This window comes from Streptomyces sp. NPDC006259, from assembly GCF_042870975.1.
Lineage (GTDB): Bacteria > Actinomycetota > Actinomycetes > Streptomycetales > Streptomycetaceae > Streptomyces.
Window position 1 is genome coordinate 558,535 of record NZ_JBIAHY010000001.1, and the last position, 18,002, is coordinate 576,536.

General features: G+C 73.2%; 18 protein-coding genes. 9 read left to right on the forward strand and 9 right to left on the reverse strand.

Going from position 1 to position 18,002, the window contains the following annotated elements; translation table 11 throughout:
- Position 1: 1 nt before the first annotated feature.
- Positions 2–3,361 (reverse strand): BTAD domain-containing putative transcriptional regulator, encoded by a 3,360-nt coding sequence (locus ACFYO5_RS02425; RefSeq protein WP_388703258.1) that lies wholly within the window; start codon positions 3,359–3,361, stop codon positions 2–4.
- Positions 3,362–3,733: 372 nt separating this feature from the next.
- On the opposite strand from ACFYO5_RS02425, the gene ACFYO5_RS02430 reads away from it, so the two are divergent.
- On the forward strand, positions 3,734–4,534 hold the full coding sequence (locus ACFYO5_RS02430; RefSeq protein ID WP_388703260.1) for a site-2 protease family protein: 801 nt from the start codon (positions 3,734–3,736) through the stop codon (positions 4,532–4,534).
- Here ACFYO5_RS02430 and ACFYO5_RS02435 read toward each other — a convergent pair.
- Positions 4,524–4,703 (reverse strand): hypothetical protein, encoded by a 180-nt coding sequence (locus ACFYO5_RS02435; RefSeq protein ID WP_356559209.1) that lies wholly within the window; start codon positions 4,701–4,703, stop codon positions 4,524–4,526. The two genes, ACFYO5_RS02430 and ACFYO5_RS02435, sit on opposite strands and share 11 nt — an antisense overlap.
- A 96-nt stretch (positions 4,704–4,799) precedes the next feature.
- Positions 4,800–5,516 carry an NADPH-dependent F420 reductase gene (npdG, locus tag ACFYO5_RS02440; RefSeq protein WP_356559211.1) on the reverse strand — a complete coding sequence of 239 codons (717 nt, stop codon included), beginning with the start codon at positions 5,514–5,516 and terminating at the stop codon, positions 4,800–4,802.
- A 139-nt stretch (positions 5,517–5,655) separates the two neighbouring features.
- Here npdG and ACFYO5_RS02445 point away from each other — a divergent pair, with 139 nt between their 5' ends.
- The gene (locus tag ACFYO5_RS02445) at positions 5,656–6,255 is read left to right on the forward strand and encodes a hypothetical protein (RefSeq protein ID WP_356559213.1); all 600 of its coding nucleotides are present in this window, start codon (positions 5,656–5,658) and stop codon (positions 6,253–6,255) included.
- 55 nt (positions 6,256–6,310) lie between these two features.
- On the opposite strand, the gene ACFYO5_RS02450 is transcribed toward ACFYO5_RS02445, so the two are convergent.
- Positions 6,311–6,544 carry a hypothetical protein gene (locus ACFYO5_RS02450; protein WP_388703264.1) on the reverse strand — a complete coding sequence of 78 codons (234 nt, stop codon included), beginning with the start codon at positions 6,542–6,544 and terminating at the stop codon, positions 6,311–6,313.
- Between the two features lie 58 nt (positions 6,545–6,602).
- Between ACFYO5_RS02450 and map the strand changes: the two genes are divergently transcribed.
- Together map and ACFYO5_RS02460 are read left to right on the forward strand one after the other, a co-directional pair.
- The gene (gene map / locus ACFYO5_RS02455; RefSeq protein ID WP_356559217.1) at positions 6,603–7,460 is read left to right on the forward strand and encodes a type I methionyl aminopeptidase; all 858 of its coding nucleotides are present in this window, start codon (positions 6,603–6,605) and stop codon (positions 7,458–7,460) included.
- A 154-nt stretch (positions 7,461–7,614) separates the two neighbouring features.
- Entirely contained in the window at positions 7,615–8,262 is a 648-nt protein-coding gene (locus tag ACFYO5_RS02460; RefSeq protein ID WP_388703267.1) for a heme oxygenase (biliverdin-producing), read from the forward strand.
- 69 nt (positions 8,263–8,331) lie between these two features.
- Here ACFYO5_RS02460 and ACFYO5_RS02465 read toward each other — a convergent pair whose 3' ends face one another.
- On the reverse strand, positions 8,332–8,544 hold the full coding sequence (locus ACFYO5_RS02465; protein WP_356559221.1) for a hypothetical protein: 213 nt from the start codon (positions 8,542–8,544) through the stop codon (positions 8,332–8,334).
- 111 nt (positions 8,545–8,655) lie between these two features.
- Positions 8,656–9,300, reverse strand: coding sequence for a PhzF family phenazine biosynthesis protein (locus tag ACFYO5_RS02470; protein WP_388703270.1), 645 nt, complete (start codon positions 9,298–9,300; stop codon positions 8,656–8,658).
- Positions 9,301–9,744: 444 nt separating this feature from the next.
- On the opposite strand from ACFYO5_RS02470, the gene efeO reads away from it, so the two are divergent.
- Genes efeO through ACFYO5_RS02490 form a run of 4 tightly spaced genes read left to right on the forward strand, consistent with a single transcriptional unit; the run spans position 9,745 to position 14,000 of the window.
- On the forward strand, positions 9,745–10,884 hold the full coding sequence (efeO, locus tag ACFYO5_RS02475) for an iron uptake system protein EfeO (RefSeq protein ID WP_388703273.1): 1,140 nt from the start codon (positions 9,745–9,747) through the stop codon (positions 10,882–10,884).
- A 16-nt stretch (positions 10,885–10,900) separates the two neighbouring features.
- A complete protein-coding gene (efeB, locus tag ACFYO5_RS02480) occupies positions 10,901–12,154 on the forward strand; it encodes an iron uptake transporter deferrochelatase/peroxidase subunit (RefSeq protein WP_388703275.1) in 1,254 nt (417 codons plus the stop codon).
- Between the two features lie 3 nt (positions 12,155–12,157).
- Positions 12,158–13,042: an iron uptake transporter permease EfeU gene (gene efeU, locus ACFYO5_RS02485; protein WP_356559229.1), complete on the forward strand. Its 885-nt coding sequence runs from the start codon at positions 12,158–12,160 to the stop codon at positions 13,040–13,042.
- Complete coding sequence (locus ACFYO5_RS02490) at positions 12,990–14,000, forward strand: hypothetical protein (RefSeq protein ID WP_356559231.1); 1,011 nt, start codon at positions 12,990–12,992, stop codon at positions 13,998–14,000. Before efeU ends, ACFYO5_RS02490 begins: the two co-directional genes overlap by 53 nt.
- 15 nt (positions 14,001–14,015) lie before the next feature.
- Here ACFYO5_RS02490 and ACFYO5_RS02495 read toward each other — a convergent pair whose 3' ends face one another.
- The 3 genes from ACFYO5_RS02495 to ACFYO5_RS02505 all read right to left on the reverse strand — a co-directional run bounded on the left by ACFYO5_RS02495 (position 14,016) and on the right by ACFYO5_RS02505 (position 16,573).
- A complete protein-coding gene (locus tag ACFYO5_RS02495) occupies positions 14,016–14,747 on the reverse strand; it encodes a bifunctional DNA primase/polymerase (RefSeq protein WP_388703280.1) in 732 nt (243 codons plus the stop codon).
- A 134-nt stretch (positions 14,748–14,881) separates the two neighbouring features.
- On the reverse strand, positions 14,882–15,505 hold the full coding sequence (locus tag ACFYO5_RS02500) for a TetR/AcrR family transcriptional regulator (protein WP_356559235.1): 624 nt from the start codon (positions 15,503–15,505) through the stop codon (positions 14,882–14,884).
- Between the two features lie 72 nt (positions 15,506–15,577).
- Positions 15,578–16,573 (reverse strand): Gfo/Idh/MocA family protein, encoded by a 996-nt coding sequence (locus ACFYO5_RS02505; protein WP_388703283.1) that lies wholly within the window; start codon positions 16,571–16,573, stop codon positions 15,578–15,580.
- Positions 16,574–16,653: 80 nt separating this feature from the next.
- On the opposite strand from ACFYO5_RS02505, the gene ACFYO5_RS02510 reads away from it, so the two are divergent.
- Positions 16,654–18,000 carry a multidrug effflux MFS transporter gene (locus ACFYO5_RS02510; protein ID WP_388703285.1) on the forward strand — a complete coding sequence of 449 codons (1,347 nt, stop codon included), beginning with the start codon at positions 16,654–16,656 and terminating at the stop codon, positions 17,998–18,000.
- Positions 18,001–18,002 lie beyond the last annotated feature (2 nt).

Genomic DNA, 18,002 nt, shown 5'->3' on the forward strand with positions numbered 1-18,002 from the left:
CTCACACCAGGGCGGCGGCCTCCTCGTAGGAGAGGCCGCCGCCCTCGGCGTACGCGGCCGCGTACGCCTGCGCGCCGAGCACGGCGCGGACCCTGGCACCGGCCCGTTCCCGGCACTCGGACTCCAGGCGCGGCGAGACGTGCCGGGGCGGCAGCTGGGCGTCGGCGGCGCCGAGGCAGCGGGCGGCCGTTTCGGCGCGGAGCCCGGAGCCGGTGTCCGGGCCGGTGCCGGTGTCGTCGCCGGGGCCGGGGCCGGTGTCGTCGCCGGAGCCGGTGAGGGCGATCGCCGCGATGGTCAGGTAGAAGGAGCACAGGTGCGGGGCGATGGCCTTGGACAGCGGGTCGTTCGCCCGTCGCAGGGCGCGGCGGACCGTCACCAGGGCCTCGTCGTACCGCTCCTCCAGCGTGTCCAGCCAGGCCTGCGCGCCGAGGATCAGGGCGTCGAAGACGACGAAGTGCGCGAGACCGAACTCCTCGCGCAGCAACTTCAGTTGCTCGCGGGCCTCGGCGATGCGTCCGGTCAGGGAGAGGTGGGCGGCGAGAAAGAGCCGGGCGGCGGGCATCGCCTCGTTGGCGGTGCCGCCGATGCGGTCGATGACCTCGCGCAGGATGCGTTCGCCGCGCTCCTCCTCGCCGGCCTCCAGCAGCACGCTGCCCAGCCGGGCCGACAGGACCGCCGACTGGCTGCGGGCGTCGAGTTCCTCGGCGTGGGCCATGGCCGCCTCGTAGTCGGCGGCGGCCCGGTGGTAGTGGCCCACCCGCTCATGGGCCTCGGCGCGCGCGGAGAGCGCCTCGGCGGTGCCCCAGGCGTCGCCGAGACGGCGGAAGATCTCCAGGGACTCGTCGGCGTCCCGGGTGGCGTCGCCCGCCCAGTCGGAGCGGTTGGCCAGCACGTTGGCGCGCATCTGGAGGCAGACGGCCAGCTCCCACTCGTAGCCGGGGGTCTCGCGGGCGGTGCGGATGTTGGCGTCGATGAGGACGCGGATGCGTTCCACGTCGCCGGTGAGCATGACGGCGTAGAACCAGAACAGGCCGGGGCTGCGGCAGGTCTGCGGGAGCCCGGGGGTGTAGGCGTCGGCGATCGCTCGGAGTTTGGCCTGGGCGGCCGGGTTCTGCCAGGCGTCCAGTTCGGTGTCCATGCAGGCGAGATGGGCCAGGTGGACACCGCGCCGGGCCTCCGCGAGGATCTCCCCGGTCATCGGCGGTGGGGCGTCGGTGCAGGGTTTCCGGACGGGGACGGCGGGGCGTACGGGCTCGGCGAACGGGTCGGGACCGAGGGACATCACCTCCAGGCACCAGTTGCGGGCCTCGATGCGCAGGTCGCGCATGTGCCAGTAGGTGATGAGGGAGAGGGCGAGGCACAGCGCCTCCTGCTCGTCGCGTTCGGCGACGGCGCGGCGCAGCGCGGTGCGCAGGTTCTCGTACTCGAGCTGGAACCGGTCGATGGCGGCGCGCTGCCCCCGGCCGCGCAGCGACGGCTCGGTGGTGCGGGCGAGTTCGCGGTAGTACGTCAGGTGCGCGCGCTCGGCGCGGCGGCGGGCGCCGGACTCGTCGAGGCGGGCGGCGGCGTACTCGGCGACGGTCTCCAGGAGCCGGTAGCGCATCGCGCCGTCGGGGGTGGGGGCGGCCACGACGAGGGACTTGTCGACGAGGGAGCCGAGCGCGTCCAGGGCGGCCGGACCGCACACGGCCTCGGCCGCGGCGAGATCGCAGCCGCGGGCGAAGACCGACAACTGGCGGAGGACCTCGCGTTCGTCCTCGCCCAGGAGGTCCCAGGACCAGTCGACGACGGCCCGCAGGGTCTGCTGCCGGGGCAGCACGGTACGGCTGCCGGAGGTCAGCAGCCGGAAGCGGTCGTCGAGCCGGTCGGCGATCTGGCGGGGGGTGAGCATCCGCAGGCGGGCGGCGGCCAGCTCGATGGCGAGCGGCAGGCCGTCCAGACGGCGGCAGATCTCGGCGCACGCCTCGGGGTCGTCGTCGACGCGGAAGCCGGGGCGGGCGGCCGCGCCGCGTTCGGCGAACAGCCGCAACGCGGCCGGCTCGGGAAGCGGCTCCACGGGCCGCAGCAACTCGCCCGGCACGCCGAGGGGTTCGCGGCTGGTGGCGAGGACCGTCAGGTCCGGGCAGCGCTTGAGGAGGTCCTCGACCAGCCGGGCGGCGCTCTCGACGACGTGCTCGCAGTTGTCGAGGACGATGACCATGCGGCGGCGGGCGCAGTGCTCGACGAGGCGCTCCACGGGGTCGTCGTGCCGTTCGGCGACCGCCACCCGCAGCTCCTCGGCGCCGGCGCCGTAGAGCACGGTCTCGCGGGCCCCCACGGCGGTGAGGACGGCCTGCGGTACGGCGTCCGGGTCGGCGACCGGCGCCAGCTCCACCAGCCACACCCCGTCGCGGGCGGCGTCCCGCACGGTCTCGGCGGCCTCCTGCGACAACCGCGTCTTGCCGGCCCCGCCGGGCCCGAGCAGCGTGACCAGCCGGGCAGCGCCCAGATCGGCGTTGATGGCCTCGATGTCGCCCTCCCGCCCGACGAAGGAGGTGAGCCGGGCGCGGAGGTTTCCGGGGGGCGGGGCGGGCCGGGCGGGGGCCGGGGCGCGGTGGTCGGCGGCCGGGGCGGTGCGGGTCGGTGGGGGTGGCGGGAGTTCCGTCGGGGTGAGGAGTTCCGTGTGGAGGGCGCGGAGTTCCGGTCCGGGGTCCGAGCCGAGGCGGGTGGCGAGCAGGCGGCGTACGGACTCGTAGGCGGCCAGGGCCTCGGCGGTGCGGCCCGCGGCGCGCAGGGCGCGCAGGCGCAGGGCCTGCAGGGGCTCGTCCAGGGGGTGGGCGTCGCACAGGGCGGTCAGCTCGGGCAGGGACCGCGCGGCCTGCCCGAGGGCGAGGGCGGCGGTGTGGCGGGCGCGTACCGCGTCGAGGCGGCGGGCCTCCCTGCGGGCCGCCTCGGCGGTGCGGTCGGGCAGGTCCGCGAGGGCCGGGCCCTGCCACAGGGCGAGGGCGTCGTCGAGGAGGACGGCGGCCCGGGCGGGGTCGCCGTCGTCGAGCGCGCGCAGGCCGTCGGCGGTCAGCCGTTCGAATCGGTGCAGGTCGACGGCGTCGGGCGGGGCGGTGAGCCGGTAGCCGCCGTCCGCCGAGGCGATGGCGTCGGCGCCGAGGGCCCGGCGCAGCCGGCCGACCAGTGCCTGTAGCGCGGCGGGCGCGTCGGCGGGCGGCTCGTCGGCCCAGACCTCGGCCACGAGCAGTCCCACGGGCACGCTCCGGCCGGCCCGCAGCGCCAGCACGGTCAGCAGGGCGCGCAGCCGTGCCCCGCCGACGGCGACGGCGGTGCCGTCGGCGAGGAGTGCCTGGGTGGTGCCGAGGATGCGATAGCGCACGGGTCCATTCTCTCCGGTGGGTGCGGAAGGGGGCAGGGCGCGGGCCGTTGCCGGACGGTCGCCCCGCTTCGCCGGGGTCCCGCCGTCCTTGCCGTCGTCCTTGTCGTCGTCCTTCTCGGCGTCGGTCCGCGGGGCGGGCGGGGCGGTGTCCGGTGCGGGCCCCCGGTGTGCCGGGCGGACGGCCTCGTGCCGGGCGTACCCGGGCTTTCGCCCGGTGCGGCGGGAGTGCGTGCCGGGCGTCGTGGGCGGGCGGGAAGGTGACGGCGGGGTGCAGGAACCGATGACCGGCCGCGAGACGTTCTCCCCCTACGCCCGGTACGGTCGGGCAGCCGGACACCAGGTCCCGACCTCGCACCCCAGGAGCCCCCGCTGATGACCACCGCCCTCTCCCGCCACAGTGACCGGCGGATCAGCCCCGTCTTCCTCGGGATACTGGCCGTCACCGCGGTCACGGGCTGGGCCACCTGGACCGGCTTCGCCGAGCAGCCCGGTGTGGCCGTGTTCCTGTTCGTGACCGGAGCCTGGATCGTCTCGCTGTGCCTGCACGAGTACGCGCACGCGCGCACCGCCCTGCACAGCGGCGACATCTCGGTCGGCGCGAAGGGGTACCTGACGCTCAATCCCCTCAAGTACACCCACGCGCTGCTGAGCATCGTGCTGCCGGTGCTGTTCGTGATCATGGGCGGGATCGGTCTGCCGGGCGGCGCCGTCTTCATCGAGCACGCACGGATCCGGGGGCGCTGGCGGCACAGCCTGATCTCGGCGGCGGGCCCGCTGACCAACGTGCTGTTCGCCGTCGTGTGCACCGCCCCGTTCTGGCTGGACGCCCTGGACGGCGTGCCGGCCGACTTCCGCTTCGCGCTCGCGTTCCTCGCCCTCCTCCAGGTCACGGCGGCGATCCTGAACTTCCTGCCGGTGCCCGGCCTGGACGGCTACGGCATCATCGAGCCGTGGCTGCCGTACGACGTGAAGCGCCAGGTGGAGCCGTTCGCGCCGTTCGGACTGCTGTTCGTGTTCGCGCTGCTGTGGGTGCCGGCGGTCAACGGCGCGTTCTTCGACGTGGTCGACTCGGTGCTGGGCGGTCTGGGCATCGGCGACTTCGAGACCTACTGCGGCGAGACGCTCTACCGGTTCTGGCAGGGCACCCCGGAGATCTGCGCCGTCAGCCCGTGACGGACCGGCGGACCTTCTCGCGCTTGAGGTAGTACCAGGTCATGTTGGACGACAGGCCCGCCAACAGCACCCACACGACGCCCAGGAAGCTGCCCTGGACGAAGGAGACGACCGCCGCCGCGACCGCGAGGACGCAGACGATCAGGGAGTAGACGGCGAGACGGGGCATGGGGCTGGCTCCTGTCGGGGGACACTGCCGCACCGCTGGTACGGCCGGTCGCGGGTCGGGTCGTACGGCCGGTGCCGTCCAGTGTCCCCCATCCGCTCAGACGTCGGTGACGCGGAGCCCGGCGTGCGCCTTGTAGCGGCGGTTGACGGAGATCAGGTTGGCGACCAGGGACTCCACCTGGTGGGCGTTGCGCAGCCGCCCGGCGAAGACGCCCCGCATGCCGGGGATCCGGCCGGCCAGCGCCTGCACGATCTCCACGTCGGCGCGCTCCTCGCCCAGCACCATCACGTCGGTGTCGATCTCGTCGATCTCCGGGTCCTGGAGGAGGACCGCCGACAGGTGGTGGAAGGCGGCGGCGACGCGCGAGTCGGGCAGCAGGGCGGCGGCCTGTTCGGCGGCGCTGCCCTCCTCCGGCTTCAGCGCGTAGGCGCCCTTCTTGTCGAAGCCGAGCGGGTTGACGCAGTCGACGACGAGCTTGCCCGCCAGTTCCGCGCGCAGCGACTCCAGGGTCTCGCCGTGGCCCTCCCAGGGCACGGCCACGATGACGATGTCACTGCGGCGGGCGGTCTCGGCGTTGTCGGCGCCCTCGACGCCGTTGCCCAGTTCCTCCGCGGCGGCCCGCGCGCGGTCGGCGGCGCGCGAGCCGATGATCACCTTCTGGCCGGCCTTGGCGAGGCGGTGGGCGAGACCCTTGCCCTGCGGGCCGGTTCCGCCGAGGACGCCGACGACCAGCCCGGACACGTCGGGAAGGTCCCACGGATCCTTGGCGGGGGCCTTCGCGGGGGCGGTGGGTGCGCTGTCGGTAGAGGTCATGGGGCCGACTTTACGTGCGCGGGGGCGGGCCCACCGGGCGGGGTGGGGGCCGTCACGGCCGCCGGGCGGTTCCCCAGGTCGGGGGAATCGACGGTGAACGCCCGCGCCCGGGCGCCCGGTTCGGGCAGGATGCGGCTCCATGGACGCCGTACGGGTCGCGCTGCTGCGCGAAGTGCTCGCGGGGACGGAGTGGCTGGGCGCCACCCGAAGGTTCGCCGGGGCGCTGCGGGGGTCGGTGGTGTCGCACGGGGGCGGGCTGCTGCTGGTGGGCACCGCGGAGTACGAGCCGTGGCACCTGGCCGCGCATCTGGTGGACGAGGCCGCCTGGTCCGGTACGCCGGAGCTGGCCCCGACGCTGGTGCGGCACGGCGCCCGTCCCTGCGACCCGGCGCACCTCTCGGTGGGGCTCGGCCGGATCGAGGCGGCCCGCCGGGGCGAGACGCTGCTGGTGGTGGCGCCGGAGGGGGACGTGCCCCTGCTGGAGCGGGTGTCGGACGCCCGGCGCGCGGGGGTGACCGTGCTGGCCCTGGGTCCCGGCGACGGCGAACTGACGGAGCTGGCCCACGAGACGCTGGCCGTTCCGGACGGCTCGGAGCTGGACCTGGACACGGTGCAGCACCTGGTGAGCGCGGCGGCGGGCGAGCAGGCGGTGCCCTCGCCCAGGGGCCGGCGACGCCTGCGCGACCGGCTGTCACGTCTGGCGGACTCCCTCACGGCACCGCCGCCGGCTCCCTGGTGAGGGAGGGCGGGCGGGGGCGTCGTGCCGGGTGCTCACACCGTCGGGGGAAGCCCGCTCAGTCGTCGTCCCGCGGGGTGCCCGCCGGGGTGTCGTGCCACTTGGGGTCGTTCTCCCACTGGAGGTCGCGCTCGCGGGCCGTCTGCATGGCGTGCTCGGCCTCCGCACGGTTGGGGTAGGGGCCGAAACGGTCCTTGGCCGGGCACTCGGGCCCTTCCTCGACCTTCTTGTGTTCCAGGCAGTAGTACCACTCGCCCGGCTTGCCGACCGTGCGCTTCTTGAACAGGGCCATGACCAGCTCCTCTCGCCACCGTCATGTTCCCCCATGGGCGCTGGTTAGACTCGCCGACATGTCTGGCCAGTCGCTGCTCGTGCCCGGGGAGCTGTCCCCCCTCCGTTCCGTGCCCGGAAACATCCGCCGTCCCGAGTACGTCGGGAAGCCCGCGCCGACCCCGTACACCGGTCCGGAGGTGCAGACGCCCGCGACGGTCGAGGCGATGCGCACCGCCGGGCGGATCGCCGCGCGGGCGATGGCGGAGGCGGCCAAGCTGATCGCGCCGGGCGTCACCACCGACGAGCTGGACAGGGTGGCGCACGAGTACATGTGCGACCACGGCGCCTACCCCTCGACGCTGGGCTACCGCGGCTTCCCCAAGTCCCTGTGCACGTCCGTCAACGAGGTGATCTGCCACGGCATCCCGGACTCGACGGTGCTGCGGGACGGCGACATCGTCAACCTGGACGTGACGGCGTACATCGGCGGGGTGCACGGCGACAACAACGCCACGTACCTGGTGGGGGACGTCGACGAGGAGAGCCGACTGCTGGTGGAGCGGACCCGGGAGTCGCTGGACCGCGCGATCAAGGCGGTCCGGCCGGGCCGGCAGATCAACATCATCGGCCGGGTCATCGAGTCCTACGCCAAGCGGTTCGGCTACGGCGTCGTGCGGGACTTCACGGGGCACGGCATCAACTCGTCGTTCCACTCGGGGCTGATCGTCCCGCACTACGACAGCCCGCACGCGACGACCGTGATCCAGCCCGGCATGACGTTCACGATCGAGCCGATGCTGACGCTCGGGACCCATGAGTACGACATGTGGGACGACGGCTGGACGGTCGTGACGAAGGACCGCAGGCGGACCGCCCAGTTCGAGCACACGCTGGTGGTGACGGAGACGGGCGCGGAGATCCTCACGCTGCCCTGAGACCGCCACCGTCCGTCGTCGCGCCCGCCCTCCCTGTGGAGGGCGGGCTTTTCGCCGTCCGGAGGGGGTTTTACCGACGGACTGTCGGAGAAGTTACCGACAGAAGGTCGGCAAAACGTTGACTTAGGTAACCCTAAGCAGGGAAACTCCGCCCATGGACTCCTTCTCGACAGTCATCCGGACCGCGTCCCACCAGCAGCACGTGGAGGCGGAGACCTCCACGTTCATGAGCGACCTGCTCGGCGGCGGGCTCGGCGTCGACGCGTACGCGCGCTACACCGAACAACTGTGGTTCGTGTACGAGGCGCTGGAGGCCGGAGCCGGGCGGCTGGCGTCGGATCCGGTGGCGGGGCCGTTCATACGGCCGGAGCTGTTCCGGCGGAGCGCGCTGGAGCGGGACCTGGCGCATCTGCGGGGGGCCGGATGGCGGACGGGGCTGTCCGCGCTGCCGGCCACGCGGGCGTACGCGGAGCGGGTGCGCGAGTGCGCGGACTCCTGGCCGGGCGGGTACATCGCCCACCACTACACGCGGTACCTCGGCGATCTCTCCGGCGGTCAGATCATCCGCGACCGGGCCGAGAAGGCGTGGGGTTTCGAGAAGAAGGGCGACGGCGTCCGCTTCTACGTCTTCGAGGAGGTCGGCAACCCGGCCGCCTTCAAGCGGGAGTACCGGGAGCTGCTGGACGCGGTGCGCGCGGACGACCTGGAGAAGCAGCGGATCGTGGCGGAGTGCAGGAAGGCGTTCACCCTGAACACGGAGGTCTTCAGGGCGCTGGGCGAGGAGTTCCCGCTCACGGCGTGAGCCTCCCGTCCCGGCACACGGGCCGGGCCCGCCTCCTCGGTCGCGAGGAAGGCGGGCCCGGTAGCCGTGTCAGTTGTCGTGGCCGACGGCGAACTCCCCGCACTGGGCCCCGCCCCAGACGAGCTTGCTGGTGACCGTCTCGATCGCGCCGAAGTACGGGCTGCAGACGGCCTCGTCGTTGCCCTCGAAGTGCTTGCCCTCGTCGGCGGTGGCGGTCGCGGCGCCTGCGGCGCTCAGGGCGACGCCCAGGACGGCTGCGGTCAGGGCAGAACGGATGCGCATGATGCTCCTCTCACAGTGACTGAACAGTCACGGCCAGTAGTCCCCCCTCGCCGTCCGGCGCACACGCGGGACCACCCGTACGGAGGCGGACGGACCCGGTTTCCCGCCTGTTCAGCGCTCCAGGAGGACCCGGCCGCCGATCTCGGTCCAGCCGTGGGGCTGCGGTGCGGCGAGGATCTGCGATCCCGCGCCCTGGGTGATGTTCAGGGCCCGGCCGAGCAGGTCGGTGAGGAGCAGGGCCGCGGCGCCGGTCGCCTCGTCCTCGTCGACGCCGTCGCCACGGCCGGGGAAGGCGCGCGCCCGGACACGTCCCGCGGGTTCGTCCTCCCAGGCCCAGGCGTAGACCCACTCGCCGGGCGGCGGCACGGACAGGCCCTCGACCTCGGCGGCGGACCCGTACTGACGGAGCGTGCGCGGCGGGACCCATTCGGCCCGCGCCTCGATCCAGCTGAACTCCCCGTCCAGGCGGGCGCCCACCACCCCCGCGGGGGTGACGAGTTCGGGCACGTCGAGCAGCCAGGCCGTGCCCACGCAGGGGTGCCCGGCGAACGGCAGCCGCACGGTGGGCGTGTAGATGTCGACGACCCCGCGTTCGGGGTCGTCGACGAACACGGTCTCGCTGAAGCCGAGCTTCGCCGCGAGGGCCTGCCGGTCCTCGCGGTCGGGCAGCACCGATCCCTCGCGGACGACGCCCAGTTCGTTGCCGTATCCGCCGTTCGGTGCGCAGAACACGCGGAGCACGTCGTAGTCGGTCACCGGGGAATTGAAGCACTGCCCCGGCCTTCGCCGTCGAGTCCGGCCAGGTGGCGGGGCCCGGGTGGGGCCGTCCACGGGGCGCGGCGCCGCCCGGCGGCCGGCCGTCGGCCCGGCCGCCCGCCCTCCTGGGCGTTCACCGATCGGCCGGCGCGGAAGGGTCCGCAACCAGCCGGTCGAGGTGCCGGCGCGCCTCCACGACGGGCGCCACCCGGTGACGGCCCGCCGCAACCTTTGAACTTCCTTTGAGTCACCCATGGGTAGGACTTGACCTGATCATGGGGTTCGTTTTGAGCCACCGTGATCGGCTCGTGCTCTTACAGCGTCCATGAGAGCTGAATCACGGTCGAGGCGGGTATTACCCAGGTAAGCCTTGGATAAGTTAGGCAAGCCTCACTGATGCCTGTGACCCTGTCACGCAATTTTTCAGCCACGCTGGGAGCCTTCATGCGCGCCGCCAGACTCTCCGTCGCCACCGCCGCCGCCGTCGCGGCCCTGACCGCGGTCACGGGCTGCACCGAGAAGAGCGACGCCGCCGCCGGCGACCGGGTGATCGGCGTCACGGCGACCGACGACAAGTGCGAGACGTCCACCAAGGAGATCGCGGCCGGCCACGTCGAACTCGCCATCGAGAACAAGGGTTCCAAGGTCACCGAGGTCTACCTGCTCTTCCCCGACGACCGGGTGGTGACCGAGCGGGAGAACATCGGCCCCGGCACCAAGCAGCGGGTCACCGCCGAGGTGAAGGCCGGCGCGTACCTGATCGCGTGCAAGCCGGGCATGAAGGGCGACGGCATCCGCCAGGACCTCAAGGTCACCGGCGGCGGCACGACCGCGCAGCGCGACCCGCGCCTGGACAAGGCCGTGGCCGCCTACCGGGCCTACTCGCAGCAGCAGGCCGACGAGACGCTGCCGAAGGTCGAGGCCTTCGTGAAGGCGGTCCGGGCCGGCGACCTGGAGGCCGCGAAGAAGGCGTACGCGCCGTCCCGCATCGGCTGGGAGCGCACCGAGCCGGTCGCGGAGTCCTTCGGCGACATCGACCCGAAGGTCGACATCCGCGAGCCCGACCTCGAGGCCGGACAGAAGTTCACCGGCTGGCACCGCCTGGAGAAGGCCCTCTGGCACGACAAGAAGATCACCGCCGACGACAAGGCCGTCGCCGATCAGCTCGTCACCGACCTGAAGGACTGGCAGAACCGGGTCGGCAAGGCCGAGATCAGCCCGACCTCCATGGCCAACGGCGCCAAGGAACTCCTCGACGAGGTCGCCACCGGCAAGGTCACCGGCGAGGAGGAGTTCTTCTCCCACACCGACCTGGTCGACTTCAAGGCCAACGTCGAGGGCGCCGAGAAGGCGTTCGACCTGCTGGAGCCGGTCGCCGAGGAGAACGACGCCACACTCGTCACCGAGCTGGACAAGCAGTTCACGGCGCTGAACACCCTGCTCGACAAGTACCGTCCGAACACGTCGTCGTACGAGTTCACCTCGTACGACAAGGTCGGCGCCGCCGACCGCAAGGAGCTGTCGGACGCGGTCAACGCGCTCGCGGAGCCGCTCTCCAAGCTCGCCGCCGCCGTAGCCAAGTAGCCGGAGACTCACCGACATGACGGACACGGACAGCACCTCGCCCGCGCCCAGCCGGCGCGCGCTCATCGGCTGGGGCGGGGCCGGCCTCGCGCTCGGCGCCGCCGCGGCCGGCGGCGCCGCCGCGATGACCCGCGCCGGGAAGGACGTGGACCCGGCCGGCGCCGAGGCGGGCGCCGCGATCGCCTTCCACGGCACCCACCAGGCGGGCATCGCCACACCCGTCCAGGACCGGCTGCACTTCGCCGCGTTCGACGTGACGACCACCGACCGGGCCGCGTTCGTCCAGCTGTTGAAGGAGTGGACGGAGGCCGCCCGGCGGATGACCGAGGGGAAGCCGGTCGGGGAGGGCGCGTACGGCGGGCTCGCCGAGGCACCGCCGGACGACACCGGTGAGGCGCTGGGCCTCAAGCCGTCCCGGCTGACGCTGACCATCGGCTTCGGACCGTCCCTGTTCAAGAAGTTCGGGCTCGCCGGGCAGCGGCCCGAGGCGCTGGTGGACCTGCCGAAGTTCGCCGGGGACAACCTCGACGCGAACCGCAGCGGCGGAGACCTGTGCGTGCAGGCCTGCGCGGACGACCCGCAGGTCGCGGTGCACGCGATCCGCAACCTGGCCCGGATCGGCATGGGCAGGACCGTCATCCGCTGGTCGCAGCTCGGCTTCGGCAAGACCTCCTCCACGACGCCCGACGCGCAGACCCCGCGCAACCTGATGGGCTTCAAGGACGGCACCCGCAACATCGCGGGCACCGAGACGGACCGGCTGGAGAAGTTCGTCTGGGTCGGCGAGAAGGACGGTCCCGCCTGGATGGCGGGGGGCTCCTACCTCGTCGCCCGCCGCATCCGCATGCACATCGAGACCTGGGACCGCACCTCGCTCCAGGAGCAGGAGGACATCTTCGGCCGCGACAAGGGCGAGGGCGCCCCGGTCGGCAAGGCCAAGGAGCGCGACGAGCCGTTCCTGAAGGCCATGAAGCCCGACGCGCACGTGCGGCTCGCGCACCCCGACTCCAACCACGGGGCGACGCTCCTGCGCCGCGGCTACTCCTTCACCGACGGCACCGACGGTCTGGGCCGGCTGGACGCGGGCCTGTTCTTCCTCGCCTACCAGCGGGACGTGCGCAAGGGGTTCATCCCCGTCCAGCGCAACCTCGCGAAGGACGCCCTCAACGAGTACATCCAGCACGTGGGTTCGGCCGTCTTCGCGATCCCGCCGGGCGTCCGGGACGCCGACGACTGGTGGGGCCGCACCCTGTTCGCCAAGGAGGCCTGACCCGTGTTCTCCAACTACCTGATCGGACTGCGCGAGGGCCTGGAGGCCAGCCTCGTCGTCTGCATCCTCATCGCCTACCTGGTGAAGACCGGCCGCCGCGACGCCCTCAAGCCGGTCTGGGCGGGCATCGCCGTCGCGGTGCTGCTGGCGCTGGGCTTCGGCTCGGCCCTCGAGTTCGGCTCCCAGGAGCTGACGTTCGAGGCACAGGAGGCGCTCGGCGGCTCCCTGTCGATCCTCGCCGTCGTCCTGGTGACGTGGATGGTGTTCTGGATGCGGCGCACCGCGCGCCACCTCAGGTCCGAGCTGCACGGCAAACTGGACGCGGCCCTCGCCATGGGCACCGGCGCGCTGGTCGCCACCGCGTTCCTCGCCGTGGGCCGCGAGGGCCTGGAGACCGCCCTGTTCGTGTGGGCGTCGGTGCACGCCGCCGGTGACGGCACCCCGCGCCCGCTGATCGGCGTGGCCCTCGGCCTGGCCACGGCGGTCCTCCTGGGCTGGCTGTTCTACCGCGGCGCCCTGCGCATCAACCTGGCCAAGTTCTTCACCTGGACGGGCGGCATGCTGGTCGTCGTCGCGGCGGGCGTGCTGGCGTACGGCTTCCACGACCTCCAGGAGGCCGACTGGCTGCCCGGGTTGACCGACCGCGCCTTCGACATCAGCGGCGCGATCCCGCCCGACAGCTGGTACGGCACGCTGCTGAAGGGCGTGTTCAACTTCCAGCCCGATCCGACGGTCCTCCAGGTCACGGTGTGGCTGCTGTACCTGGTCCCGACACTCGCGCTGTTCCTCGCCCCGGTAGGGTTCGCCTCCGGGAAGGGGAAGGTGAACGCACCTGATGACCAGGGAACGCAGCCTGACGACCGGTCGTCCGCGGCGCCGCGGACGTGACCGTGGGGCACTGATCGCCGTCTCGCTCACCGCCGTCGTGCTGACGGCGAGCGGATGTGTCGTGGTGCACGGGGAGCGCGAGGTGCTCCCCGCGGCCACCAGGGCGGAAGCCGCCAAGGCGGTCGAACGGTTCACGGCCTCCTACAACAAGGCGGACGCGGCCTACGACCCTTCCCTCGACGCCGACGTCACCACCGGGGCGCTCGGCGCGATAGACGCGGCACGGCTGAAGGCGGGGCGCGTCAACAACCCGGACGGCAACCCGGAGCACACGCCGCTGACGCTGACCGACGTGAAGTACACCATCCCCGAGAAGCCCGGCTGGCCCCGCTGGTTCGTCGCCGACGCGCGGGCCAACAAGGGCGGTGACGCGCGCTGGGTGCTGGTGTTCACCCGCGCCGGCCTCTCCGACCCGTGGCAGGCGGCGTACCTCACACTCGTGGCGCCGGGCGCGCTGCCGGAGTTCCCCAAGGACAAGGACGGCTGGGCGGAGGCCGTACCGGTCGACACCGCCGCGCTGACGCGCTCGCCCGTCGCCATGAGCGCCGACTACACGGCGTACCTCAAGAACGGCGGGGACACGTTCGCGGACGGTCCCTACACCAGTGAGCTGCGCTCCACGCGGGCGAAGAACGCCAGCAAGCCGGGGCTGGCCACGCAGTACATCGACGAGCCGCTGGAAGACGGCGACTTCGCGCCGCTGGCGCTGCGCACGGCGGACGGCGGGGCGCTGGTGTTCTTCGCCACGCACCACTTCGTGAAGCAGACGGCGGCGGCGGGGGCGGCCGTGCCGGCGCCGAACCGGAACGTCCGGGCGTTGACCACCGGGGAGATCGAGCAGGCGCTGACGATGGAGTTCGTGGCCAACGAGATGGCCCTGGTGCCGGTCGCCTCCGGCGGGGGCAAGGTGTCGATGGTGAGCCGGCTGGAAGGGCTCACGGCGGCGAAGGGCGAGTAGGGGCGCTGCCCTCGCTCAGTGGCGGGTCGGCCAGGTCGCCGTCGCCCGGTCCTCGCCCACGTACTTGGCGCAGGCGTCCGTCAGGGGCTCCAGGAGCGTCAGCGGGTCCGGCAGGGGGTGTTCGGGGCCCCTGAGCCAGTGCATGGACTGACCGTCGTCGCCGGGGAGGCGGGCCGGCGGGACGAGGACGTAGGAGCCTCGGCAGTGCCAGCGCAGGCCGGGGTGCTCGTCCATCGTCTCGGGGTGGCAGTCCAGCTCGCAGGGCCACCACTCGTCCTCGTCCTCGGGGGTGCCGCGGGTGAGGGTGAAGAACAGCATGCGGCCGTCGTCGCTCTCGGCGACCGGGCCGACCTCGACGCCGGCGCCGAGCAGCCGCTCCAGGGCCTCACGGCCGGCCTCCAGCGGTACGTCGAGGACGTCGTGGGTGGTGCCGGTCGCGCTGATGAAGTTGGCCTGCGGCTGGTGCCGGGCCCAGCGCTCGATCTGGGCGCGGTCGGTGGTCGACTGCGTGTGCCAGGCGAAGGAGAGCGGGTGCCGGCCGGGCGTCGGACAGCCGACGCGGTCGCAGGAGCAGCGGTAACCGGAGACGGGGTGCGCGGCAGGCGCGAGCGGCAGTCCCGCCGCGGCGGCGGCGAGCAGCAGGGCCTCACGGCCGCCGTCGTCGGCGGCCTCCTTGGGGCGGCGTCCCCGCAGCCACTGGGAGATTCTGCCCTGCCTGTCGGTCCGGCCGCCGAACTCCGCGCTCATCTATCCCCTCGCCTCGCTGTGGTGCGGACAGCATGCCCTATGGTCCCACCATCCGGCGCATCGGGGGTCCGGACCCCCAAAAGGGGCGGGTGGGGCGAGGCGTGCGATGTGAGCCGTCCGGGGGTCGGGCGAGGTCAGCGGGGTGCGAGGCCGTACAGGGCGTAGTCGACGAGGGTGTCGGTGTATTCGTACGAGATCGGGCCCGTGTACTGGAGCCAGCGCTGGGCCAGCGGCGAGATGAAGAACTCCAGGGCGATGCGCGGGTCGACCTCGGCGCGGACCTGGCCGGCCCGCTGGGCGGCCCGCAGCCGGTCGACGTACAGCTGGATGGCGGGCTCCATGAGCTGGGTCATGAAGCGGCGGCCGACCTCCTCGTCGACCACGCCCTCGGCGGCGAGGGCGCGTGACGGCGCCTCGAAGCGGGGGTCCGTCAGCTGGTCGACGGTGGCCCGCAGCACCGCCTTGATGTCGGCCGCGAGGTCGCCGGTGTCCGGGATGGCGTACGGTTCCCCGCCCGCCTCCCGGGCCGCCTCGGAGCTGAGGTCGAGGAACGCCTCCATCAGGACGTCGGCCTTCGAGCCCCACCAGCGGTAGATGGTCTGCTTGCCGACCCCGGCGCGGGCGGCGATGCCCTCGATGGTGGTCCGGGGGTAGCCGACCTCGGCCACCAGGGCGAGGGCGGCGTCGTAGATCGCGCGCCGGGACCGCTCGCTGCGGCGGGCGGTGTCGGGGGCCGGCTTTCCGGGCTGGGTGACCATGGGACGACCGTACCAAGACCATGAGACGGCTCGTCTCGCCATCCGGTCCGACGGGGCCCGCCGGCCGGGGGCCTACTCCCCCGGGTAGCGCACGCCGGTCCGCTCCCGGATCGTGTCCAGCGTCCGCATCACGGCGAGGGTGCCGTCGAGCGGGACGAGCGGGGACTCGGTCTCCCCGGCCCGCAGTGCCCGCATGACCTCGAGCGCCTCGTGCCGCATGGTCGTGCGGGGCCCGTCGGCCGGGTCGGCGGTGAACTCCTCCGGGTCGCGGCCGGCCCGGTGCAGGACGAGGCGGTCGGGGTGGAAGAAGCCGGCAGGGATGTCGATGCGGCCCCGTGAGCCGGTGACCGACGCGGTGACGCCCGTACCGCCGACCAGCGAGCAGTGCAGGGCGGCCAGCGCTCCGGAGTCCCAGGACAGGGCGGCGGCCGTCTGGAGGTCGACGCCCTCGGCGGAGATCACGGCCTGCGCGGAGACGCTCGTGGGCTCGCCGAGCAGCAGGTGGGCGAAGGAGACCGGGTAGACGCCCAGGTCGAGGAGGGCGCCGCCGCCCTGGGCGGGGTCGCGCAGCCGGTGCGAGGGCGGGAAGGGGCCCTCCAGGCCGAAGTCGGCCTGCACGGTCCGTACCTCGCCGATGGCGCCGTCGTCGACGAGGGCCTTCAGACGGCGGACGACCGGGTTGCAGTACATCCACATGGCTTCCATGAGGAAGCGGTCGTTGTCGCGGGCCAGTCCGACGAGTTCGACGGCCTGGCGCAGGTTCAGCGTGAACGCCTTCTCGCACAGCACGTTGCGGCCGGCCTCCAGGCAGAGCCCGGCGGCCGTCCGGTGCGCGGAGTGCGGGGTGGCGACGTACACGACATCGATGTCCGCGTCCTTGGCCAGCGTCTCCCAGTCGCCGTACGCGCGGGGTATCCCGAAGCGCTCGGCGAACGCCCGCGCCGAGGTCTCGGTGCGGGACGCGACCGCGACCACCTCCGCGTCCGGCAGGTCGATCAGGTCCGCCGTGAACGCGGCGGCTATCCCGCCGGTCGCCAGAATCCCCCACCGCACCGTGTCCGTCGTCATCCGCCCACCCTCGTGCCGTCCCAGCAGTCCCTACGAGCTGAGAGCATAGGTGGCGCAGACGTCACAGAGGGAGGGTCCACATGCCCGAGGGTGGGGCGATACCGGAGGTGTCGCGGCGGGCCGTGGCCGGGCAGGGGGCGCCACTGCGGGTGCGGCGGCGGGCGGGGCTGCTCGTCACGCTGGTGCTGGGCGGGCTGACCGCCACTCCCCCGCTGGCGATGGACATGTACCTGCCATCGTTGCCGCAGGTCACCGACGCGCTGCACGCGCCGGCCGCGACCGTGCAGCTCACGCTGACCGCCTGCCTGGCCGGGATGGCCCTGGGGCAGCTGGTGGTCGGCCCGATGAGCGACCGCTGGGGCCGCCGCCGCCCGCTGCTGGCGGGGCTCGCCGTGTACGTCGTGGCGACCGCCCTGTGCGCGCTGGCACCGACCGTGGAGCTGCTGGTCGCCTTCCGGCTGGCGCAGGGCCTCGCGGGCGCGGCGGGGATCGTGATCGCGCGGGCCATGGTGCGCGATCTGTACGACGGCGTGGCGATGGCCCGTTTCTTCTCGACCCTGATGCTGATCTCGGGCGTCGCCCCGGTGGTGGCGCCGCTGATCGGCGGGCAGGTCCTGCGGGTGACGGACTGGCGGGGCGTGTTCGTGGTCCTCACCGCCGTCGGCATCCTGCTGACCGGGGTCGTCGCGGCGAGACTGCCCGAGACGCTCCCGGCCGCGGAGCGCCACTCCGGCGGCGTCGGCGAGGCGCTGCGCTCGATGCGCCGGCTGCTCGCCGACCCGCCCTTCGCCGGCTATCTGCTGACCGGCGGCTTCGCCTTCGCCGCGCTGTTCGCGTACATCTCGGCGTCGCCGTTCGTGATCCAGGAGATCTACGGCGCCTCGCCGCAGACGTTCAGCCTGCTGTTCGGCGTGAACTCGATCGGGCTGGTCGCCGTCGGGCAGATCAACGGCAAGGTGCTGGTCGGGCGGGTCCGCCTGGAGCGGGTCATGGCGGCCGGCCTCGCGGTCGTCACGCTGGCCGCGGCCGCGCTGCTGGCCATGGCGACGGGCGTGTTCGGCGAGGTGGGGCTGGTGCCGGTGGCGGCCGCCCTGTTCGTGCTGATGTCGGCGATGGGCGTCACCCTGCCCAACGCCCAGACCCTCGCGCTGCTGCGGGTACGCCACTCCGCCGGGTCCGCGTCCGCGCTCCTGGGCACCACCTCCTTCGCGATCGGCGCGGTCGCCTCCCCGCTCGTCGGTGTCGCCGGCGAGGACACGGCCGTCCCGATGGCCGTCGTCCAACTGGTGGCCGCGGTGGTGGCGGTGGCCTGCTTCGTGGGAATGTGCCGTCCCTGGAAGGACACGGAGGCGGCGGACGGCGGTCCCGGCAAGGGGCCGGCGGAGCCTTCCGCTCGTGCGAGGTCGGAAGCGGGAGAGGACAGCTGAGC

Coding starts and splice junctions, on each gene's coding strand:
- ACFYO5_RS02430 (WP_388703260.1), top strand. CDS start 3,734: ATGACCACCGCCCTCTCCCGCCACAGTGACCGGCGGATCAGCCCCGTC.
- ACFYO5_RS02435 (WP_356559209.1), bottom strand. CDS start 4,703: ATGCCCCGTCTCGCCGTCTACTCCCTGATCGTCTGCGTCCTCGCGGTC.
- npdG (WP_356559211.1), bottom strand. CDS start 5,516: ATGACCTCTACCGACAGCGCACCCACCGCCCCCGCGAAGGCCCCCGCC.
- ACFYO5_RS02445 (WP_356559213.1), top strand. CDS start 5,656: ATGGACGCCGTACGGGTCGCGCTGCTGCGCGAAGTGCTCGCGGGGACG.
- ACFYO5_RS02450 (WP_388703264.1), bottom strand. CDS start 6,544: ATGGCCCTGTTCAAGAAGCGCACGGTCGGCAAGCCGGGCGAGTGGTAC.
- map (WP_356559217.1), top strand. CDS start 6,603: ATGTCTGGCCAGTCGCTGCTCGTGCCCGGGGAGCTGTCCCCCCTCCGT.
- ACFYO5_RS02460 (WP_388703267.1), top strand. CDS start 7,615: ATGGACTCCTTCTCGACAGTCATCCGGACCGCGTCCCACCAGCAGCAC.
- ACFYO5_RS02465 (WP_356559221.1), bottom strand. CDS start 8,544: ATGCGCATCCGTTCTGCCCTGACCGCAGCCGTCCTGGGCGTCGCCCTG.
- efeO (WP_388703273.1), top strand. CDS start 9,745: ATGCGCGCCGCCAGACTCTCCGTCGCCACCGCCGCCGCCGTCGCGGCC.
- efeB (WP_388703275.1), top strand. CDS start 10,901: ATGACGGACACGGACAGCACCTCGCCCGCGCCCAGCCGGCGCGCGCTC.
- ACFYO5_RS02490 (WP_356559231.1), top strand. CDS start 12,990: ATGACCAGGGAACGCAGCCTGACGACCGGTCGTCCGCGGCGCCGCGGA.
- ACFYO5_RS02495 (WP_388703280.1), bottom strand. CDS start 14,747: ATGAGCGCGGAGTTCGGCGGCCGGACCGACAGGCAGGGCAGAATCTCC.
- ACFYO5_RS02500 (WP_356559235.1), bottom strand. CDS start 15,505: ATGGTCACCCAGCCCGGAAAGCCGGCCCCCGACACCGCCCGCCGCAGC.
- ACFYO5_RS02505 (WP_388703283.1), bottom strand. CDS start 16,573: ATGACGACGGACACGGTGCGGTGGGGGATTCTGGCGACCGGCGGGATA.
- ACFYO5_RS02510 (WP_388703285.1), top strand. CDS start 16,654: ATGCCCGAGGGTGGGGCGATACCGGAGGTGTCGCGGCGGGCCGTGGCC.